The organism is Archangium minus (genome assembly GCF_044360475.1).
Classification (GTDB): Bacteria; Myxococcota; Myxococcia; order Myxococcales; family Myxococcaceae; genus Archangium; species Archangium minus.
On sequence record NZ_CP043494.1, the window covers coordinates 10,396,555 to 10,413,364 of the forward strand.

The following is a 16,810-nucleotide window of genomic DNA, read 5'->3' on the forward strand; positions in this document are numbered from 1 at the left end:
GGTGATACCCGGCACGGTGCGCAGCGATGTTGAGCCTCGCGGCGCTCGCCTTCTCCGTCTCGGCGGTGTCGTTCCTGAGCAACGGTGCACGCGGCCCTTCACGGTGGATGGCCGCGGGCGCGGCGCTCGCGGCCGTGGGGTCCTCCGTTGCGGCGTATGGTGCCGTGCAAGGACTGCTCGTGGCGCTTGTGCTCGCCATGACGGCGGCCTCGGTGCTGGTGCTCGTCCTGGCGCCCCGACCCGAACACGCGCGGACGGTGGCCCTCGTGAGCGGACTGCTGGGCCTCGTTCCAGCGGTTCTCGCGGGAGCCCTCAGGTGACGGCGTTGGCTGAGAGCAAGGCCGCGGGACACAGCCTCGCGCGGACACTCGCCGCCCTCCTGGGTGCGCCCCTCGTCGCGTTCGTGGTGGGAGCAGGCCTGGTGGCCTTCCTGCCGGTGCGTCCCGAGGTGGCCTATCTGATCGGATTCCACGTCATGGTGCCGCTCTGGGTCGCGCTCGCGTGCGTGCTGCCGCTGCTGAAGAACGGGCGCGTGGCATGGGGCGTGTGCCTGGCCCTCGCGGGGCCTGTCGTCGCCGCGCTGATACTCCGGAGGCTCGGGTGAAGCTCGCTCCGCGCACCTTCCGTATCCAGTGGGACCTGCACGCGTGGGCGGGCGTCATCGCGAGCCTCTTCCTGTTCGTCATCTTCTTCTGTGGCGTCTTCGCGCTGTTCCGCGAGGAGCTCGAGGTCTGGCAGGAGCCCGCCCTCCACGTCGCCCCCGCGGGAGGCCCGGCCCCGTCCTTCGATGCGCTGCTCGCCCGCCTGACGGAGAAGAACCCGCTCGCGCGTGGCGCGCATGTGGGCTTCCTGACGCACGAGGAGACGCGCTTCGTCACGGCCTACCTCTTCTTGCCGAGCGAGCTGCGGGAAATCTGGCTCGATCCTGTCACGGGCACGGAGCTGACCCCGCGGAGCCGTCTCTCGAGCGAGCTCTATTGGATGCACTTCTTCTACCGCGTGCCGCGAGGCATGGAGCTCACGGGGCTGATCGCGGTCGCCTTGCTCGTCGCGCTCATCAGCGGTTTTTGGATCCACCTCAAGGACTTGCGCCAGCAGTGGTGGCGATTCCGCCCCTCACAGAAGCTGCGCTTCTCCTCGTCCGATGCACACAAGGTGCTCGGCGTCTTCGGACTGCCCTTCACCGTGATGCTCGGCTGGACAGGCGCCGTCCTGTGCCTCTCCGCCCTGGTGGGGCAAGGGCTCACAGCCACGGTGTTCGAGGGAAATCCCCGACGGGTGAGCGAGCTCTCAGGCTACGCCCAGCCTGTCCGCGAGGAGGCCCACAAAGATGCCGTCATGCGCCCCATCGACGAGCTCGTGTCCCGTGCTCGTGCCGCCGTCCCCGGAGCCACGGGCACGCCCCGCTACGTCGAGCTCCAGCTCCACGGTGATGCGAACGCGTGGGCGGGCATCTTCTTTCAGCTCGAGCCGCTCGGCGCGGACCACTACGCCTTCCTCGACTCGGTGAGCGGCGCTCCCATCGCGACAAGCCGCGAGTACAAGACCCCCTCCTTCTCCTTCGAGCGCGTGCTCTTCGACTTGCACTATGCGCGCTACGGGGGGCTGTTGTTGAAGCTGCTCTATGCGCTGCTCGCGCTTGCAGGGTGTGCGGTCATTCTCACCGGCAACCTCATCTGGCTCGAGCGTCGGGACAGCCAGCGCAAGCACTTGGGCAACCAGATTCTGGAACGGCTGACCGTGGGCGTCTCCGGAGGTCTCGCCTTCGCGACCGCGGTCTACTTCGCCGCGAATCGCGCGCTGCCCTGGGAGATGCCGCGGCGGGCCGATTGGGAGTTCGGCCTGTTCCTCGGAGCCTGGGCGCTCGCGGTCGCCTTGACGCTCGTGCCGCGCGCCTCCTCACGACAAGCGGGCGTCGTGCTCTGCATGGGGGCGGCGGCGCTCTTCGGCGGAGTCGTCGCCGCGGACGTGGCCTTCAGGGAGGTGAACCTGTTTACGGCGATCTCGCGAGGACTACCGCCCGTCTTCATCTCAGAGCTGCTGCTGTGCGCGCTCGCCCTGGGCTGTGGTGGCCTCGCGAAGGGGCTGGCGCGGAGGCGTCCGCCGGAGGTCCTTCGGGCCTCCCTCGAGACGCCCCCACAGGGCTACCAGGTGTAGCCCACCTTGAACGTGGCCCGACGCCGGTCACCGTAGAAGCAGGCCGTCGCGGAGCTGCAGGACGAGACGTAGGTGTCGTCCAGGACGTTCGAGGCATTAAGGGCCGCCCGCCAGGGGCCCTTCTCGTAGTGGACGCCAGCGTCCACGAGCGTGAAGCCCGGCACCTCCAACGCGTTCTCGCGGTCAGCGAACGACGCGCCCACGTGGCGCCCGCCCACCCCGGCCCCAAGGCCCTTCAGCAACCCGTTCTGGAAGGTGTAGTCGAGCCACAGCGAGGCCAGGAGCTGCGGCACGCCCACCGGCACCTTGCCCACCTCGAAGTCCGCGCCCTCGATGATTTCGAGCTGGTAGAGCGAGGCGGAGCCGATGAGATCCAAGCCCTGCATCAGGCTCGCGTTCGCCTCCAGCTCGAGGCCGCGCGAGCGCACCTCGCCGATCTGCAGCTGATTGAAGGCGCCATCCGTCGTCAGGAAGTTCTCCCGCCGCAGCTCGAAGACGGAGAGGTTGAGCGAGGTCTTCATCTCGTCCGGCTGGAACTTGATGCCCGCCTCGAGCTGCTGGCCTCGCTCGGGCTCGAAGAGCTCTCCCGCCGCGTTGGTCCCGGCGACCGGGTTGAAGGACCGGGCATAGCTGACGTACGGCGCCAGGCCGTTGTCGAAGGTGTAGATGAGGCCCGCCCGGCCACTGAAAGCCTGCTCGCGGCCGTCGTAGCTCGACGTGGGGAAGAGCTCGTTGTCGAGCCGGATGCCCACCCAGTCCTGACGCCCGCTGAGCACCAGGTTCAACCGCTCGGCGATCCGGAGCTGGTCCTGGAGGTAGACGCCCAGCTGGTTCTGGCGGACCGCGTTGAGCGTGTAGCGCGATTCCGTGGGCGTGGCGGGACCGTAGACGGGATTGAGGAGATTGAGCGAGGCCCCGGCCTCGTATCCCTGCTCGTCATCGAGCGCGTAGTGCTTGTAGTCGAGTCCGAACAGCACCGTGTGGTGGAGCGGCCCCGTGTCGAAGCGCACCTGGGCCTGATTGTCGACCGTGACCAGGTTGGCGAGCGGCGTCGTCACGAAGTTGCCGCGGGCGAGTCGTGCGTTCTCCGGCGAGCCCTCGTACCCAACGCCGTACAGGTTCTGGAAGTTGATGGCGAGGTGGCCGTAGCGAAGGTTCTGGCGCACCGTCCAGGTGTCATTGAAGCGGTGCTCGAACTCGTAGCCGATCAGCGCCTGGTCGCGCTTGAAGCGGTCCAGGTCCGGCTCACTCGTGAAGAGGTCCGTGGGAATGCGCCCGTAGGGGGCGTCCACGACGGTGCCCACGAAGGGCAGGAAGTTCTGGCCGCGCGTGCGATCCACCAGGTAGCTGCCGTGCAGGGTCAGGCTCGTGCTCGCGGACGGCTTCCAGGTCACGCTTGGAGCGATGAAGAGGCGGTTGTTGTCGATGTAGCGGACCTGGGTGTTGCCGCCCCGGGCCAGCCCCGTCACGCGGTAGAACCACTGCCCGCTCTGACCGATAGGGCCGCCGAGGTCGATCCCGCCGTAGCCATTGAGGTACTCGTTGATGCCGGCTTCCACATGAAGGAGCCGCTCGGAGGGAGGCCGCTTGCTGACGAGGTTGAGCAGGCCGCCTGGATTGGTGCCGCCGTAGAGGACCGACGAGGGGCCTCGCACCGCCTCAATCCGCTCCAGCCCGAAAGGCTCGAGCCTCCAGGTGGAGAAGGAGCTGGAGAAGAGCTGCAACCCATCGAGGTAATAGCCAGCCTCCTGCGAGGGAAAGCCCCTCATCAAGAACCAGTCGTTGCGAGAGTCGGCACCGAACGACTCGGAGCGGACTCCGGGCGTGTAGCGCGTGGCCTCGACGATGGTCTGCGCCTGCTGGGCCTCCATCTGCTCCTGGCCCACCACGGAGACAGCCTGCGGCGTCTCGACGAGGGACGTGTCCGTCTTGGTGCCGCTCGCGCTCTGCCGGGCGACATAGCCGCCGACGGGGCCCGTGGCGCTCTCCCTCTCGCTCTCGACATGAACGGTGTCCAGGGTGAGCGGCGTCCCCTGCTCCTGCTCCTGTGCGACCGCCGTCGTCGCGAGCGCGAGGAGTGAAACGCCCGCGAGAGTGCCCTGCAGGGTGAAGCGCCGCCCACGCCTATCTGAAATTGGAGGAGACATTTCGTGGCTTTTTGAGAATGATTCTAAATTGCAGATTCAGCAAACGAACGCGCTGCGGCCTAGCATGGGTGTACAGGGCAGGCAAGCTGGGAACGCACTCCTAGCGAAGGCCCGTGGCGCCAGCACGACGGCAGCGCGCATGGCCAGCCACAGCGGAAGGCAGGAAGGGACGCTCGCGTCTCGCGGTCACCGCCTCCCACAAGGCCTGCGGCAGCAGAGGAAAGAAGGCGAGGCCCGCCACATCCGAGAGCTTCCCCGTCCACCACGAGGGGCAGTGAAGCGTGAAGACGTGGTCATTCACCCCGAGCAGCACCACGGCCGCGAACACCAGCGGGGCAGAAGGCCGTCACCAGGAAGAAGCGATGGGGCGGAGCGCCGGTCCATGAAGGGGCTCGTCAGGTCGACAGCTCGATAGCAACCCGTGTGCCGGCCCCTCGACCGAGCGCGCTCACAGACCCGGCGCGAAAGAAACTGCGACGTCGTTGTCACAGCCCGTGCCCCACGCGGTGGAAGGAGTCCACCGCGTGTGGGCATGCTCACTCAGGGAGTGGCGGTCTGCTCTTCCTGGGTCTGGGCGCCCGTGTCGGGGGCCTTGGAAGGAGCGGGCTGCTCCGACGGCTCATCACGCTGAGTCCGCTTGGCCACGGCCGCTCGCGCCAGCTCGCGCGCCCGCTGGGCGACCTTCGGCGTGGGAGCGAGAATCATGAACATCAGGCGACCTTCCATCCGGGGCGTCTGCTCCACCACCGCCACGTCTTTCAGGTCCTTCGCCACATCTTCCAGGATGGCGGTGCCCTGTTCCCGGTGGGTGATTTCCCGCCCGCGGAACTGGACGACGACCTTCGCCTTGTTCCCGTCTTCGATGAAGCGGCGCATGTTGCGCACCTTGAACTCGTAGTCGTGATCCTCCGTCTTGGGACGGAGCTTCACTTCCTTGAGCTCAACCTTCACCTGCGCACGGCGCGTTTCCGCGGCCTTCTTCTTCTCTTCGTACTTGAACTTGCCGTAGTCCATGATCTTGCAGACCGGTGGACTGGCCATGGGGCTGATCTCGACGAGATCGAGTCCCTCGCTCCGGGCCCGTTCGAGCGCTGCCTCGAGGGGCATGACGCCGAGCTGTCCGCCATCGGGCCCCACAACACGGACCTCGCGAGCGCGGATACGGCGGTTGGTTCTCTGGTCGCGGCTACCGCCGCGGCTGCTTCTCTGTTCGCGTATGATGTTGACTCTCCTTCGAAGTGGTTCTGGACCTGTCCCCTCGAAGGTGGGACAGGGCCCTCCGGTATGACAGGGTGCCGGACTCGGACGAAAGGCCGCCCCCCCTACTGACGTCCCGCGCGTGACACTGTGGACTCCCGGTGAAGGAGTACCACCTGGTGCCTGCTCGCTTGATAGGAGGGAGAGCTTACAACCCACTCTCCCTGACCCAGGACGGTAATACCAGAGATAACGCTTGGCCCGTGACTCCGCCCTGGAACCGAAGGTCCGAAACCCGGCGGCCAGCTGACGCGCGCTCCCCTACTCCTCGGCCAGGTTGAGCTTGATGAGGGTGGGCTGACCGGCCTTTACCTCGACGATCTGGGTCACCGTCTTCTTGATGTCCGGATTGACGAGCTTCACGGTGTAGCGCCCCACCGGCAACTCCGTGGCCGGAATGGGCGTATCTCCCAGCTTCCTCCCATCAATGAAGACGGTGGCATAGGGGCGGATGCGGAACTCGATGGTGCCCTTGGCCACGACCTTGGGCGGCGCGGGCGCCACCGAAGCCTGGCGCGGCGGCGGCCGGGGGACTCGACCCTCCTGAGCAGGCTTGGTGCCCGCCGGGGGTGACTCCTTCGTCCCCGAGGGGTTGGCCGCCGCTATCACGGGCGACTTCTCCTCGGGCGGCTTCTGCTCGGGTCGCTGCTCCTCAGGCACGGGAGAGGGCTTCGTATTGGGAGTGACCTCGGCCTGCCCACTGGGAGGTGGGGTGCCAGCTGGGGCGGGCTGCGAGGGGGCGGGCTGCTGAGTCGTGGGCTCCGAAGCGGTGGCCTGGGTCGAAGGGGGTGGCGTCGTAGCGGGACGAGTGGACTGGACCACAACGTCAGGCTGCGCCTGGGGCTCCGAGCCGGAGTTCGTCCGCCAGAGTACAACCGCGCCTCCGACTCCGAGCAGCACGACTCCCGCGAGGGCGGAGACCCACTTGCCGGACCGCCGGGGCAACTCGGCCGGAAGCTGCTCCCGCGTCGCCATGTGCCCGGTGGGGCCAGACACCGCCTGAGGCATCGTCTCCTCGGGAGGGATGTACGGGGACGTCTCGCGATCCGAGACCACCTTGGGCGCCGCCACCTCGGGACTCAGGGCTTGGGGCCTGGGCGTCCTCACCGTCTCGCGATCGCGGAAAGAGAGCTCGCCCGATCTCGTGCGGACCGGAGCCGGCGTGTGGGCCGGGGTAAGCGAGTGCTTCGGCCCACTGCGAGGCGTACCGGACTGAGGCGTGGGCTGAGGGTTGTCGGTGCCCGACGACAACTGGGCGATGAACTGGGCGACGTGCTGGGTCTTCACCGGCTTGCCGGCCGAGAGGATGAAATCCTCCAGGTCCGACTGGAGCGCCAGGCAGTCCGGGTAGCGTTGCTCGCGATCTTTAGCGAGCGCCTTGTCGAGGATGCGCAGCAAGGCCTGGGACAGGTCTGGCCGGTACTGCGTGGCGGGCACGAGCGGATCGAAGAGGATGGCCTGCATGAGGCCCACGTCGGTGTCCACATCGAACGGCTTGCGGGCCGTGAGCAGCTCGTAGAGGACAACGCCGAGCGCGTACACGTCCACCCGCCGGTCCAGAGCCTTGGCGCGGACCTGCTCGGGCGGCATGTACGCCAGCTTGCCCTTGATGACGCCGCTCTGCGTCCGGTGGCTCTGACCGGCCGCCTTTGCGATGCCGAAGTCCACCACCTTCACCGAGCCCTGCCGGGACAGCAGGATGTTGTCGGGACTGATGTCGCGGTGGATGAGCCCCAGCGTCTCGCCGCTGTCCGGGTCGACGAAGTCGTGGGCGAAGGCCAGCCCATCGCACGCGTCGGCGATGAGCCGAGCGCAGATGGCGGGAGGAAGGGCGCGGCCCTGCGCCGAAGCGCGCTTGATGAGGACTCGCAGGTTGGGCCCGTCGATGTACTCCATGGCCAGGAAGTACGCGCCGTCGGCCTCACCGAAGTCGAAGATCTGAACGATGTTGGGGTGGGTGAGCTGCGCGGCCAGCTTCGCCTCGGAGAGGAACATCTCCACGAAGGCAGGCTCCTCGGCGAGGTGCGGCAGGATGCGCTTGAGCACCAGCGTCTTCTCGAAGCCCATGGGGCCCGCGGCCTTGGCGAGGAACACCTCGGCCATGCCTCCCGTGGCGAGCTTGCGGATCAGCTGGTACTTGCCGAGTTGCTGCGTCACGAGACGTCTCCTCCTCGGGACAGGCCCGGAACCCCACCCGGGGCCACGGCGCAAGCCCCTCCGCCGCAGGGCCAGACGGTGGCACAGATTCCAGGAACGAGAGAATGCATTACCCGAGACTGTTTACCCTGCCTGCCCTCCAAACGACCGTGTTTGTTGGCTCTCGGGCGAATGCGCGCCCACAGATGGAAGGCAGCGCCTATCAGTCACGTGTATGGGGCGAGCGCGCTCACGCGGCCCCCCGAGGAACCCACAAAATTCTCAGTCAATGAGAGGGAGCGTTCCCATCAGAGAATCTTGCGGAAGGCATACAGCACGCGCTCGAGCAGCTTCTGCCACAGCGGGCGGCGGCGGAACTCCGCCAGGTCCACCTCCCGGCAGGTCTGGCAGTCACCGCGGAAGGACTCCTCCAGCACGCGTCCCAGCCGAGGATCCGCGAAGACAGCGTTCACCTCGTGGTTGAAGAGGAGCGACAGCCGCTCGAGGTTGAACGAGCCAATCGTGCCCCACGCTCCATCCACCACCGCCGTCTTCGCGTGCAGCACGCAGCGCTCCCACTCGAAGATGCGGACGCCCGCGGTGAGCAGCTTCTCGTAGAAGGCGCGCGTGGCGTGCACCAGCCAGGGATGATCTCCCTTCGAGTTGAGCAGCAGGCTCACCTCGACCCCGCGCTGAGCGGCGTCTCGCAACGCGGCCACCAGCTTCCGGTCCGGGATGAAGTACGCGGCCGCCACCAGCACGCTGCGCTTCGCTCGGGAGATGGCGTGCAGATAGGCGCGGTGGATGCTCCGACGGCTGGAGAGCACCGCCAGGCTCACCTCGCCCCGTCTGCGCAGCGCGGCCTGTCGCTTCCGGTGGCGCGAGTCTCGCCAGGAGCGGAACCGATCCTGAAAGGCCATGCGCCAGGTTGCCACGAAGCGGCGCTCCAGCTCGTACACCGCCGGCCCTTCCACCTGCAGCACGTCGTCGCGCCAGGCACCGCCCTGCCCCTCCGGCGCCCAATGCGCGGAGATGTTCACCCCGCCGATGAAGGCCACCTCACCGTCCACCGCCAAGATCTTCCGGTGGTCACGCCGCAGCAGGTACCGCAGACCTCGGCCGAGGCTGCTGAAGGGCTTGAAGGGGCGAATGTCCACGCCGCGTGCGCGCAGGCTCTCGAAGAAGTCGCGCCGGCTCGTCCAGGAGCCCAGCGCGTCGTAGAGCACCTTCACGTGCACGCCGCGCTCGGCAGCCTCCGCCAGCGCCTCGCCGAACAGCTCACCCACCGCGTCGGAGATGAACATGTACGTTTCGAGGTGGATGTAGCGGCGGGCCCCGCGGATGGCCGCCAACATGGCCGGGTAGGCCTCTACCCCGTCGCGCAGCAACTGGCACGCATTACCCCGCAGGACGGAGTGCGAGCGCGGCAGGTAGTAGCGGGCCAGCAGAGAGGGAGAGACCTGGGGGCTCCACACCGGCTTGGGAGCAGGCAGGCAACCAACCTCCTGCTCTGGTGTCTCCCCGGTCCGCTCCCTGGCCTCCGCGCCGATCCCCACCTCCAGCTCACGCATGGTGAGACAAGGGTGGGAATGGTCGGACGATCCGGCAACCGCTCAGCCCTGTCCCGGCGTCAACCCCGACACAACGACTACAACCCCAGGTTGGCGCGCTTCACCTCCGCCATTCGCGCGCAGGGCTGGTCGTAGTCATCCGGGAAGTACTCGCGCGTATGGTCCAACGTGGCCGAGGCTGCCTGCCAGTTGTTCTGGTTCACGTAGCTCTCCACCTCCAGCATCAGCTTGGAGCACACGCGGTCCAGCTCCTTCTGCGCGTCCTTCACGCGCTCGCGCGCCTCGAAGTAGAGATCCGGCCTGGGCTCGGGGTGGGCCTCCAGCAGCAGCCACGCCTCGCGGAAGGACTTCCACGCCTCGTAGCGGTTGCGCGCGCCCACCGTCGCGTTCTCCATGTTCTTGCGGCCGCGCATATACGACTTGCGCGCCTCCTCCAGGAGCTGCTCGGGCGGAATCTCCGGCAGCAGCACCTTCTCCAGCCAGATGTTCCAGATGCGCCACGAGTCCTCGCCAGGAGGATTCTTCGTGTTGTCGAAGGTGATGCGGTTGACCTCGCCCTTCTTGAGCATCTCCGAGGGAATCATCAGCTCGAGGACGCGATCCTGGCTGGCCATCGTGTCCGGGGGCACCTTGCCCAGGTCCACGCCGTTGACCGTGATCACCACCTCACCGTCGGAGATGCCCTGCGCCTGGTAGTGCAGCAGGCCCAGAGCGCGGGTGGCGGCGGTGTACTCCCACTCAAACACCTTCTGGTCCGGACGCTCCCACGTCACGCCCTCGCCCAAGCCGAAGGAGTCATCGATGGGCTTGCCGCTGAGGGTGACGGGCTCAGGGCCCCGCGCCACCGACTGCTCGCTGCCGAGCACCACCCAGTACAGCAGGCCTACGAGGCCCAGCGCCCCCATCACGCCCAGGGCGATGATGCCCCGGCGCACGTTCTGGTTCGCCTCGAGCCAGAAGAGCTTGAGGTTACCCACCAAGCCCGGTGACTCGCGCCGGATGCGGGCGCGCTCCGCGGCGGACAACCCCCCACCCCCCTGGGGCGAAGCGTTACGCGCCACCGCGTTGGCTGTGGGACGCCGGGGCGGAGCCGCGGGCGCGGAGTCCGGAGCACGCGCCAGTGCGGCGGAAGCGGGCTGGGAGCCGGCACGCGTGGACGTGCGGGCGGGAGCCGTCGCGGGCAGGGCAGGCTGGGTTCCAGCACGGGTGGGCGTACGCAGGGCCTGGATGGGGCGAGTCGTGTTGAGCTGCGCCTCCTCGAGGTCATCCGCGCTCGCGCCCTCGGGTGCCAGGGCCTCGCTGCGGGTACGGCTGCGCGGACGCGCCACCTGCTCCACAGACACGATGCGCGTGCTGTTGTCGCCCGCGAGGAGCGGCTCCTCCCCCGTGACATCCTCGTCCAGCGTGGGCGAGAAGACGAACACCACGGGACCGAGCGACAGCTGATCGCCCTTCGACAGCGCCTGCTTCCCCTCCACCGGAGTGCCATTGACCCGGGTGCCATTGGAGCTGCCGAGGTCCTCGACGAAGTACTCGCCCCCCTCGGAGAAGATGCGGCAGTGACGGCGGGAGATGCCCGCGTCGTACAGGACGACGTCACACTCGGCGACACGGCCGATGAGGACAGAGTCCTGCTCGAAGACGAACTCCTTCCCGGCCTCCTTGCCCTCGGCAATCGTCAGCTGGAAGCTCATGGAAAACCCTCAGACTCCTAGCGCGGCCTTCGCCGCACGGGCCACGGCCGCACGGGCCGAGGCAGGCTCGAGCACCTCGGCCTCTCCGCCGAACGATAGCACCCACTGCGTCAACCAGCGCTCGTTGTCTCCCGCCACCCGCACTTCAACGCCCCCATCCGCGAGCAGGCGAGCGTCCTCGCCGAAGCGCTCCCGGACGTAGGGCGCAACCAGCCGGGAGAAGCGCACGCGGACGGCGGCATTGGTGCGGGCGGGGTTGGGCACCTCGGCGCGGGCGTCCTCCCGGGGCTGGAAGGAGGCGTCGGTGAGGGCCAGGTCCTGCATCCGGTCCACCCGGAAGAGCCGATCGTCCTGGCGGTTGAGGCACCACGCCTGGAGGTACCACTGGCCCCGGTGGCTGAGCAGCTCGTGCGGCCGGACCCGGCGCGACTCGGGGGCGCCACGGCCGGGGGTGGCATAGTCGAACGTCACCTCGCGCCGCTCGTGGATGGCGCGGGTGAGCGGCCCCAGGGCCTGCGGGGCCTCCACCGCGGCGTCGATCTTCCGGTACATCTCGCGGAAGCGCTCGCCCGCGCCCGGAGGCAGCACGCGCTCCAGCTTCTCCACCGCGCTGCGCAGCGCATCACCCGCCGCCGGACGCAGCAGTTCCGCCGAGGCGGCCAGGGCCGAGGCCTCGCCCACCGTCAGTCGCGGCGGCGCGGACAGGCGCTGGTCGAGGTCGACGTAGACGCGCTCGTTCTCGACGTAGATGTCGATGTAGTCGTCCGGGTTGAAGGGAGGCCGGCCCACACAGGCGAGCAGGTCCAGGTCCTCCAGCAGGTGCTCCCGGCTGACGTTGAGGGCACTCGCCAGCTCCTGCACGGAGATGCCAGGGCGCGAGGAGACGAAGGGGACGAGGAACAGCAGACGGCGCAGACGCTCGTGGACGCTCATGCCGCCACCTCCTCACGGGGTGCGTGCTTCTCGAGGATGCTCGCGGCCATGGCCTTCACCCGCTCCCGGGCGTCCTCGGGGGACTCCACGCGGCAGTCCGGCCCGAGCTGCATGCAGAAGCGCAGCAGGCCATCCAGGAACGTCACCGGCAGCTCCACGAGGACACCCGCCTCATCTGGAGCCGGGGCCACGCTCGCGCCCGGGAAGAGCGAGGCTGCGCGACCCATCAGCTCCCCGGTGAGGCGCAGGCGCACGTCCATGCGCGCATGGAAGCGGTGCTGCCAGGGATAGGTGGCGACGTAGTTGTCGAAGGAGAAGCCCTCGGGGACCTCGAAGTCCGGAGAGCGAGGCCGGGCGGTGTTCACCTTGAGCGAGCGGATGCGGTGCACGTGGAAGGTGCGCACCCCCTGGCGCAGGTGGCAGTAGCCCACCAGCGTCCAGATGCCCCGGCGCAGCGCGAGCCCGTACGGGTCCACCTTGCGCTCGGTGAGGTCCGGGCGCTTGGGCGAGGCGTAGGACATCTGTACCCACTTGTGCGCGGCACATGCCTCCCAGAGCTGCTCCAGGTGCGCGGCAAGCTGTGGGCTCCCCTGCTCGGTGCCCAGCTCCATGCGCACACGTGGGGTGGGCAGCGCGTTGCCGGCGAAGAAGCCAATCTTCCGCAGGGCGTGTGACAGGTCGTCCCGGCCGGGGAAGGCCCCGGAGGTCAGCGCAGCGCTGCCCGCGGCGTAGAGGACAGCCAGCTCCTCCTTGGTGAGGTCCACCTCGGGCAGGTAGTAGGCGTCGCGGTCGACGACGTAGCCGTCCCGCCGTTCGTCATCGCCCTGGATGTAGGTGAGGGGGAAACCCAGCTCCAGCAGTTCCGCCTTGTCTCGCTCGAACTTGCGTTCGGCGGCGTCGTCGGAAATGCCCATGTAGTCGTGGGGGAAGTGCTCGCGCAGCTCCGCCCAGGAGATGGGTTCCCGAGCGTCCAGGAACAGAGCCACGAGGTCGAGGAGGCGTTCGGTCCGGTCCATCTGAAGGTCTTCGACAATGCGCAAAAGCGTCAGGTCGGGTCAAGGCAGCGGACCATGACAACAAGCGGATGCCCGCTCACGATCCGTGCCGCCGTGGATCTACCCGTCGGACGGGCACCTGAACAGCTTTTTGCTGAACGGCTGAGCAGGTGTGTTCGGGGATGAGCGAAACCGACCTCGGGATGGCGAGCGAGCGTTCGCTGTAACCGGGCTCGCGAACGGGGCGTAACTGGGATATTCCTATGAATCTGCGACGCGCGCGCCTGGCCGGGGCGGGCTCGTCTGGCGGTAAGCCCTGCGAGGACCCACATGACGCGCTCCACCCTCATCAAGAAGGCATGGCTCGGGCTAGCGCTGGTGGGATTGGCCTGCGTTGCGTCGCTGCCCAAGGAGGCTCATGCCGAGCCGCTGTACTTCGCCTTGGAGGTGCGGCGCGAGGGGCGGTTGGTGGCGCAACCCAAGCTGCTCGGTGAGACGGGCCGCACGGTGCGCGCCGAGCGTCGCAAGCCGGGTGCCCAAGAGCCCGACTACCGGCTGGTGCTCACCCCCACGGCCGAGGGCGAGACGTTCCGCCTGGAGCTGGACCTGGTGCTGCCGGAGATCAAGGGACACTCCCAGCTGGCGCTGCTGCATGGCCAGGAGGGCAAGGTCCAGCTTGGCCGCTGGCCGGGTGACCTGGAAGTCTCGCTGCTGCTGATGAAGGTGGACTCGCCCGAGTTCAGAGCGCTGATGGACCTGTCCGCGGATCCCGAGGATCGCGGCTCCGGCCGTCCCATCTGAGCCACCTCCCTCTCCCTCTGGGAGAGGGTCGGGGTGAGGGTATGTCCATCCCTCGTCTCACAACACGGCCAGATCATCCCGGTGCACGGCCTCATCGAGGTACCGGTAGCCGAGCACGGACTCGATATCAGCGCTCTTGAGGCCGGCGATGCGCCGTAGTTCCCCGTCCTCATAGGCGCTCAGCCCGCGGGCGAACACCTGCCCCTGCGCGTCCACGAGGTCCACAGGGTCCCCTCGTCCGAAGTCCCCCTCCACGGCGCGGATGCCCGAGGGCAGCAGGCTGCGCTTGCCGACAACGACAGCGTCGCGCGCTCCTCCGTCCACAATGAGGCGCCCCTTGGGCTTGAGGGCATGGGCGATCCACGCCATGCGCGCGCTGCGCCGAGTGCCAGAAGTCTCGAAGAGGCTCCCCACGGGCTCGCCCGACAGCACGGAGCGGAGACGACCGGGCACGGCCCCGGAGGTGATGACGCAGCGAATACCGAGCTCGGTGACGCGGGCAGCGGCGCGAATCTTGGTGGACATGCCACCGGTGCCCACCTGGGAGCCGGAGCCACCGGCCAGGGCGAGCAGCTCCGGGGTGACGGCCTCTATCTGAGGGAGCAGCTGAGCATGGGGGTCCTTGCGAGGATCCGCGGTGAAGAGGCCCTCCACATCGGAGAGGACGATGAGCGCATCGGCCTCCACCACACCGGCCACCAGGGCGGCCAGGGTGTCGTTGTCACCGAACTTGAGCTCGTCCACGGAGACGGTGTCGTTCTCGTTGATGACGGGCACCACGTTCGCCGCGATGAGGCGCTCCAGCGCGTGCTTCACGTTGAGGTAACGACGGCGATCCTGCACGTCGCCATGCGTGAGGAGCACCTGGGCCACCCGCCGGTCCGCCTTGCCGAAGGCCTCTTCGTACGCCTGCATGAGGCGGCTCTGGCCCACCGCAGCGCACGCCTGCTTGCCTGGGATGTCCTTGGGACGCGCGGGCAAGCCCAGCCGCTCGACGCCCAGGGCAATGGCACCGCTGGACACCACCACCAACTCCCGGCCCTGGGACGCCCACAACAGGTCCTCGCCCAGCGCCTCGAAGTGGGCCCGGTTGAAGCGGCCCGTGGCGTTCGTGAGGGCGTTGGTCCCGATCTTCACCACCACGCGCCGAGCGGCGCGCACCGCATCTCGTCCAGAAAGATTCACGCGCTGTCAGTATGCCGGAAGTCCATGCGTCGGGCTCGTGTTGTACGAGGTCGGCCATTCGGTGAACCCGGAGATGAATCTGGACCGGAAGGCACCTATCCTCCTGGTGAAGAAGGACAGGAGACGGCGTAGCGCGGGCGCCTTCCCCACCGCGCGGGAGAAGGACACTTTTGAAGGAAATCTACGGAAACACCCTGGGACTCAAGGCAAGCGAGCAGAGCCGGCTGCGCAACACCTACCGCCGCCGCGTCTCGCCTCATGAGATCGTCTCCCCCGAGCTCGCCCGTCACCTCACCGAGCTGTCGAGGGAGACCAACCGGCAGGTGGGCGTCCTCCTCAACCGCAAGGGAGAAATCGAGTACGTGGTGGTGGGCAACGCCCACAAGCTGGAGCTGCCGGACATCGGCCGCGCCCGCGCCGGCCAGGTGCGTCTGCGTGGTCTGCGCCTGGTGCACACCCACCTCAAGAGCGAGCCACTCACCAAGGACGACCTGACGGACCTCGCGCTGCTGCGCCTGGACATGGTCGCCGCGGTGGGCGTAGGCGAGACGGGTCTGCCCGGCGTGCTCCACTACGCGCACCTCGTGCCCGAGAACGGCACCGGTGAATTCTGGAGCGTCTCCACACTCCCCGACGTCCACGACGGACAGCCGGATGTGCTCGACACGCTCGAGGCGCTGGAGGAGGAGCTCAACCGCAAGGCCGCCGCGCGCACCGTCTCCGGTCGCGACAAGGCCATCCTCGTGGCCGTGTGCCTGGACGGCAACCGCGCCCACGCGGAGGCCAGCCTCGCCGAGCTCAAGGAGCTGGCGCGTACCGCCGGCGTTGAGGTCATCGACAGCGTGCTGCAGATGCGCCGCGAGGCCGACCCTCGCTACCTCATCGGCCGCGGCAAGCTCGAGGATCTCAACCTGCGCTCCATGCAGGCCATGGCGGACGTCCTCATCTTCGACAAGGATCTCACCCCCTCGCAGGGCCGCCACATCAGCGAGGCCACGAGCCTCAAGGTCATCGACCGCTCGCAGCTCATCCTCGACATCTTCGCCCAGCGGGCGCAGAGCGCCGAGGGTAAGCTCCAGGTCGAGCTGGCCCAGCTCAAGTACCGCCTGCCGCGGCTCGTCCAGAGCGACACCTCGCTCAGCCGTCTGGCCGGTGGTATCGGCGGACGCGGCCCGGGTGAGACGAAGCTCGAGATCGATCGCCGCCGCGCGCGCGATCGCATCAACCACCTGGAGAAGCGCATCGACTCGCTCTCCCGTGAGCGAGAGGTCCGCCGGGCGCAGCGCAACCGTCGCGACCTGCCCGTCATCTCCATCGTGGGCTACACCAACGCGGGCAAGTCCACGCTCCTCAACGCCATCACCGGCTCCGAGGTGCTCGCGGAGAACAAGCTGTTCGCCACGTTGGACCCCACCAGCCGCCGGCTGCGCTTCCCCCAGGAGCGCGAGGTCATCATCACCGACACGGTGGGTTTCATCCGGGACCTGCCCAAGGACCTGGTGGCGGCCTTCCGCGCCACGCTGGAGGAGCTGTACGACGCAGACCTGCTCCTGCACGTGGTGGACGCGAGCGACCCCTCGCGCGACGAGCAGGTGGAGGCGGTGGAGAACATCCTCGACTCGCTGGACCTGATGCAGAAGCCGCGCCTCATGGTGTGGAACAAGGCGGACCTGCTCACCCAGGAAGAGGTGGAGTCGCTGCTGCGCACCCGCGGCGGCGTCGCCATTAGCGCCGCGAGCCGCGAGGGGCTGTCCGCTCTGCTGGCCAAGGCAGATACCACCCTCTTCGCCGAGGGCGCCTCACGCGAGCTCGGGCTGGTCGCCAAGGAGACCTCGCCGGACCTCGGGCTTGTGGACGAGGAGCCCGTGCAGAACCTCGGGGCGGCGTAGCCTCGGGGCGCAGGGTTGCGGGCGGGCACCGGGGCACTCTACAGT

The 16,810-nt window shown here is 68.1% G+C and carries 14 protein-coding genes; 5 read left to right on the forward strand and 9 right to left on the reverse strand.

Annotation, left to right across the window (positions count from 1 at the left end):
- The first annotated feature begins 26 nt into the window (after positions 1 to 26).
- Genes F0U60_RS42570 through F0U60_RS42580 form a run of 3 tightly spaced genes read left to right on the forward strand, consistent with a single transcriptional unit; the run spans position 27 to position 2,157 of the window.
- A complete protein-coding gene (locus F0U60_RS42570) occupies positions 27 to 320 on the forward strand; it encodes a hypothetical protein (protein ID WP_395808702.1) in 294 nt (97 codons plus the stop codon).
- Positions 317 to 604 carry a hypothetical protein gene (locus F0U60_RS42575; RefSeq protein ID WP_395808704.1) on the forward strand — a complete coding sequence of 96 codons (288 nt, stop codon included), beginning with the start codon at positions 317 to 319 and terminating at the stop codon, positions 602 to 604. Before F0U60_RS42570 ends, F0U60_RS42575 begins: the two co-directional genes overlap by 4 nt.
- Entirely contained in the window at positions 601 to 2,157 is a 1,557-nt protein-coding gene (locus F0U60_RS42580; protein ID WP_395808706.1) for a PepSY-associated TM helix domain-containing protein, read from the forward strand. Before F0U60_RS42575 ends, F0U60_RS42580 begins: the two co-directional genes overlap by 4 nt.
- Here F0U60_RS42580 and F0U60_RS42585 read toward each other — a convergent pair.
- The 8 genes from F0U60_RS42585 to F0U60_RS42620 form a co-directional block, all read right to left on the reverse strand.
- Positions 2,145 to 4,304: a TonB-dependent siderophore receptor gene (locus F0U60_RS42585; RefSeq protein WP_395808708.1), complete on the reverse strand. Its 2,160-nt coding sequence runs from the start codon at positions 4,302 to 4,304 to the stop codon at positions 2,145 to 2,147. The two genes, F0U60_RS42580 and F0U60_RS42585, sit on opposite strands and share 13 nt — an antisense overlap.
- 100 nt (positions 4,305 to 4,404) lie before the next feature.
- Positions 4,405 to 4,620 carry a hypothetical protein gene (locus F0U60_RS42590; protein ID WP_395808709.1) on the reverse strand — a complete coding sequence of 72 codons (216 nt, stop codon included), beginning with the start codon at positions 4,618 to 4,620 and terminating at the stop codon, positions 4,405 to 4,407.
- A gap of 224 nt (positions 4,621 to 4,844) precedes the next feature.
- The gene (infC, locus tag F0U60_RS42595; protein ID WP_395825688.1) at positions 4,845 to 5,525 is read right to left on the reverse strand and encodes a translation initiation factor IF-3; all 681 of its coding nucleotides are present in this window, start codon (positions 5,523 to 5,525) and stop codon (positions 4,845 to 4,847) included.
- Positions 5,526 to 5,822: 297 nt separating this feature from the next.
- Positions 5,823 to 7,664 (reverse strand): protein kinase, encoded by a 1,842-nt coding sequence (locus F0U60_RS42600; RefSeq protein ID WP_395825691.1) that lies wholly within the window; start codon positions 7,662 to 7,664, stop codon positions 5,823 to 5,825.
- Positions 7,665 to 8,005: 341 nt separating this feature from the next.
- Positions 8,006 to 9,268: a phosphatidylserine/phosphatidylglycerophosphate/cardiolipin synthase family protein gene (locus F0U60_RS42605; protein WP_395808710.1), complete on the reverse strand. Its 1,263-nt coding sequence runs from the start codon at positions 9,266 to 9,268 to the stop codon at positions 8,006 to 8,008.
- 77 nt (positions 9,269 to 9,345) lie between these two features.
- Positions 9,346 to 10,962, reverse strand: coding sequence for an FHA domain-containing protein (locus F0U60_RS42610; protein ID WP_395808711.1), 1,617 nt, complete (start codon positions 10,960 to 10,962; stop codon positions 9,346 to 9,348).
- A 9-nt stretch (positions 10,963 to 10,971) separates the two neighbouring features.
- A complete protein-coding gene (locus F0U60_RS42615) occupies positions 10,972 to 11,895 on the reverse strand; it encodes a helix-turn-helix transcriptional regulator (protein ID WP_395808712.1) in 924 nt (307 codons plus the stop codon).
- Positions 11,892 to 12,911, reverse strand: coding sequence for a helix-turn-helix transcriptional regulator (locus tag F0U60_RS42620; protein WP_395808713.1), 1,020 nt, complete (start codon positions 12,909 to 12,911; stop codon positions 11,892 to 11,894). Before F0U60_RS42620 ends, F0U60_RS42615 begins: the two co-directional genes overlap by 4 nt.
- Before the next feature lie 309 nt (positions 12,912 to 13,220).
- Here F0U60_RS42620 and F0U60_RS42625 point away from each other — a divergent pair, with 309 nt between their 5' ends.
- Positions 13,221 to 13,691: a hypothetical protein gene (locus F0U60_RS42625; protein ID WP_395808715.1), complete on the forward strand. Its 471-nt coding sequence runs from the start codon at positions 13,221 to 13,223 to the stop codon at positions 13,689 to 13,691.
- A gap of 57 nt (positions 13,692 to 13,748) precedes the next feature.
- Here the strand turns inward: F0U60_RS42625 and proB are convergent, their stop codons facing one another.
- Positions 13,749 to 14,876 (reverse strand): glutamate 5-kinase, encoded by a 1,128-nt coding sequence (proB, locus tag F0U60_RS42630; RefSeq protein WP_395808717.1) that lies wholly within the window; start codon positions 14,874 to 14,876, stop codon positions 13,749 to 13,751.
- Between the two features lie 170 nt (positions 14,877 to 15,046).
- On the opposite strand from proB, the gene hflX reads away from it, so the two are divergent.
- Positions 15,047 to 16,765, forward strand: coding sequence for a GTPase HflX (gene hflX / locus F0U60_RS42635; protein ID WP_395808719.1), 1,719 nt, complete (start codon positions 15,047 to 15,049; stop codon positions 16,763 to 16,765).
- The last annotated feature ends 45 nt before the right edge of the window (positions 16,766 to 16,810 follow it).

What these genes read in the sequence shown, in the direction of transcription:
- F0U60_RS42570 (WP_395808702.1), top strand. Translation starts at nt 27, where the DNA reads ATGTTGAGCCTCGCGGCGCTCGCCTTCTCCGTCTCGGCGGTGTCGTTC.
- F0U60_RS42585 (WP_395808708.1), bottom strand. Translation starts at nt 4,304, where the DNA reads ATGTCTCCTCCAATTTCAGATAGGCGTGGGCGGCGCTTCACCCTGCAG.
- F0U60_RS42625 (WP_395808715.1), top strand. Translation starts at nt 13,221, where the DNA reads ATGACGCGCTCCACCCTCATCAAGAAGGCATGGCTCGGGCTAGCGCTG.
- F0U60_RS42615 (WP_395808712.1), bottom strand. Translation starts at nt 11,895, where the DNA reads ATGAGCGTCCACGAGCGTCTGCGCCGTCTGCTGTTCCTCGTCCCCTTC.
- F0U60_RS42600 (WP_395825691.1), bottom strand. Translation starts at nt 7,664, where the DNA reads ATGGCCGAGGTGTTCCTCGCCAAGGCCGCGGGCCCCATGGGCTTCGAG.
- F0U60_RS42610 (WP_395808711.1), bottom strand. Translation starts at nt 10,962, where the DNA reads ATGAGCTTCCAGCTGACGATTGCCGAGGGCAAGGAGGCCGGGAAGGAG.
- F0U60_RS42620 (WP_395808713.1), bottom strand. Translation starts at nt 12,911, where the DNA reads ATGGACCGGACCGAACGCCTCCTCGACCTCGTGGCTCTGTTCCTGGAC.
- F0U60_RS42605 (WP_395808710.1), bottom strand. Translation starts at nt 9,268, where the DNA reads ATGCGTGAGCTGGAGGTGGGGATCGGCGCGGAGGCCAGGGAGCGGACC.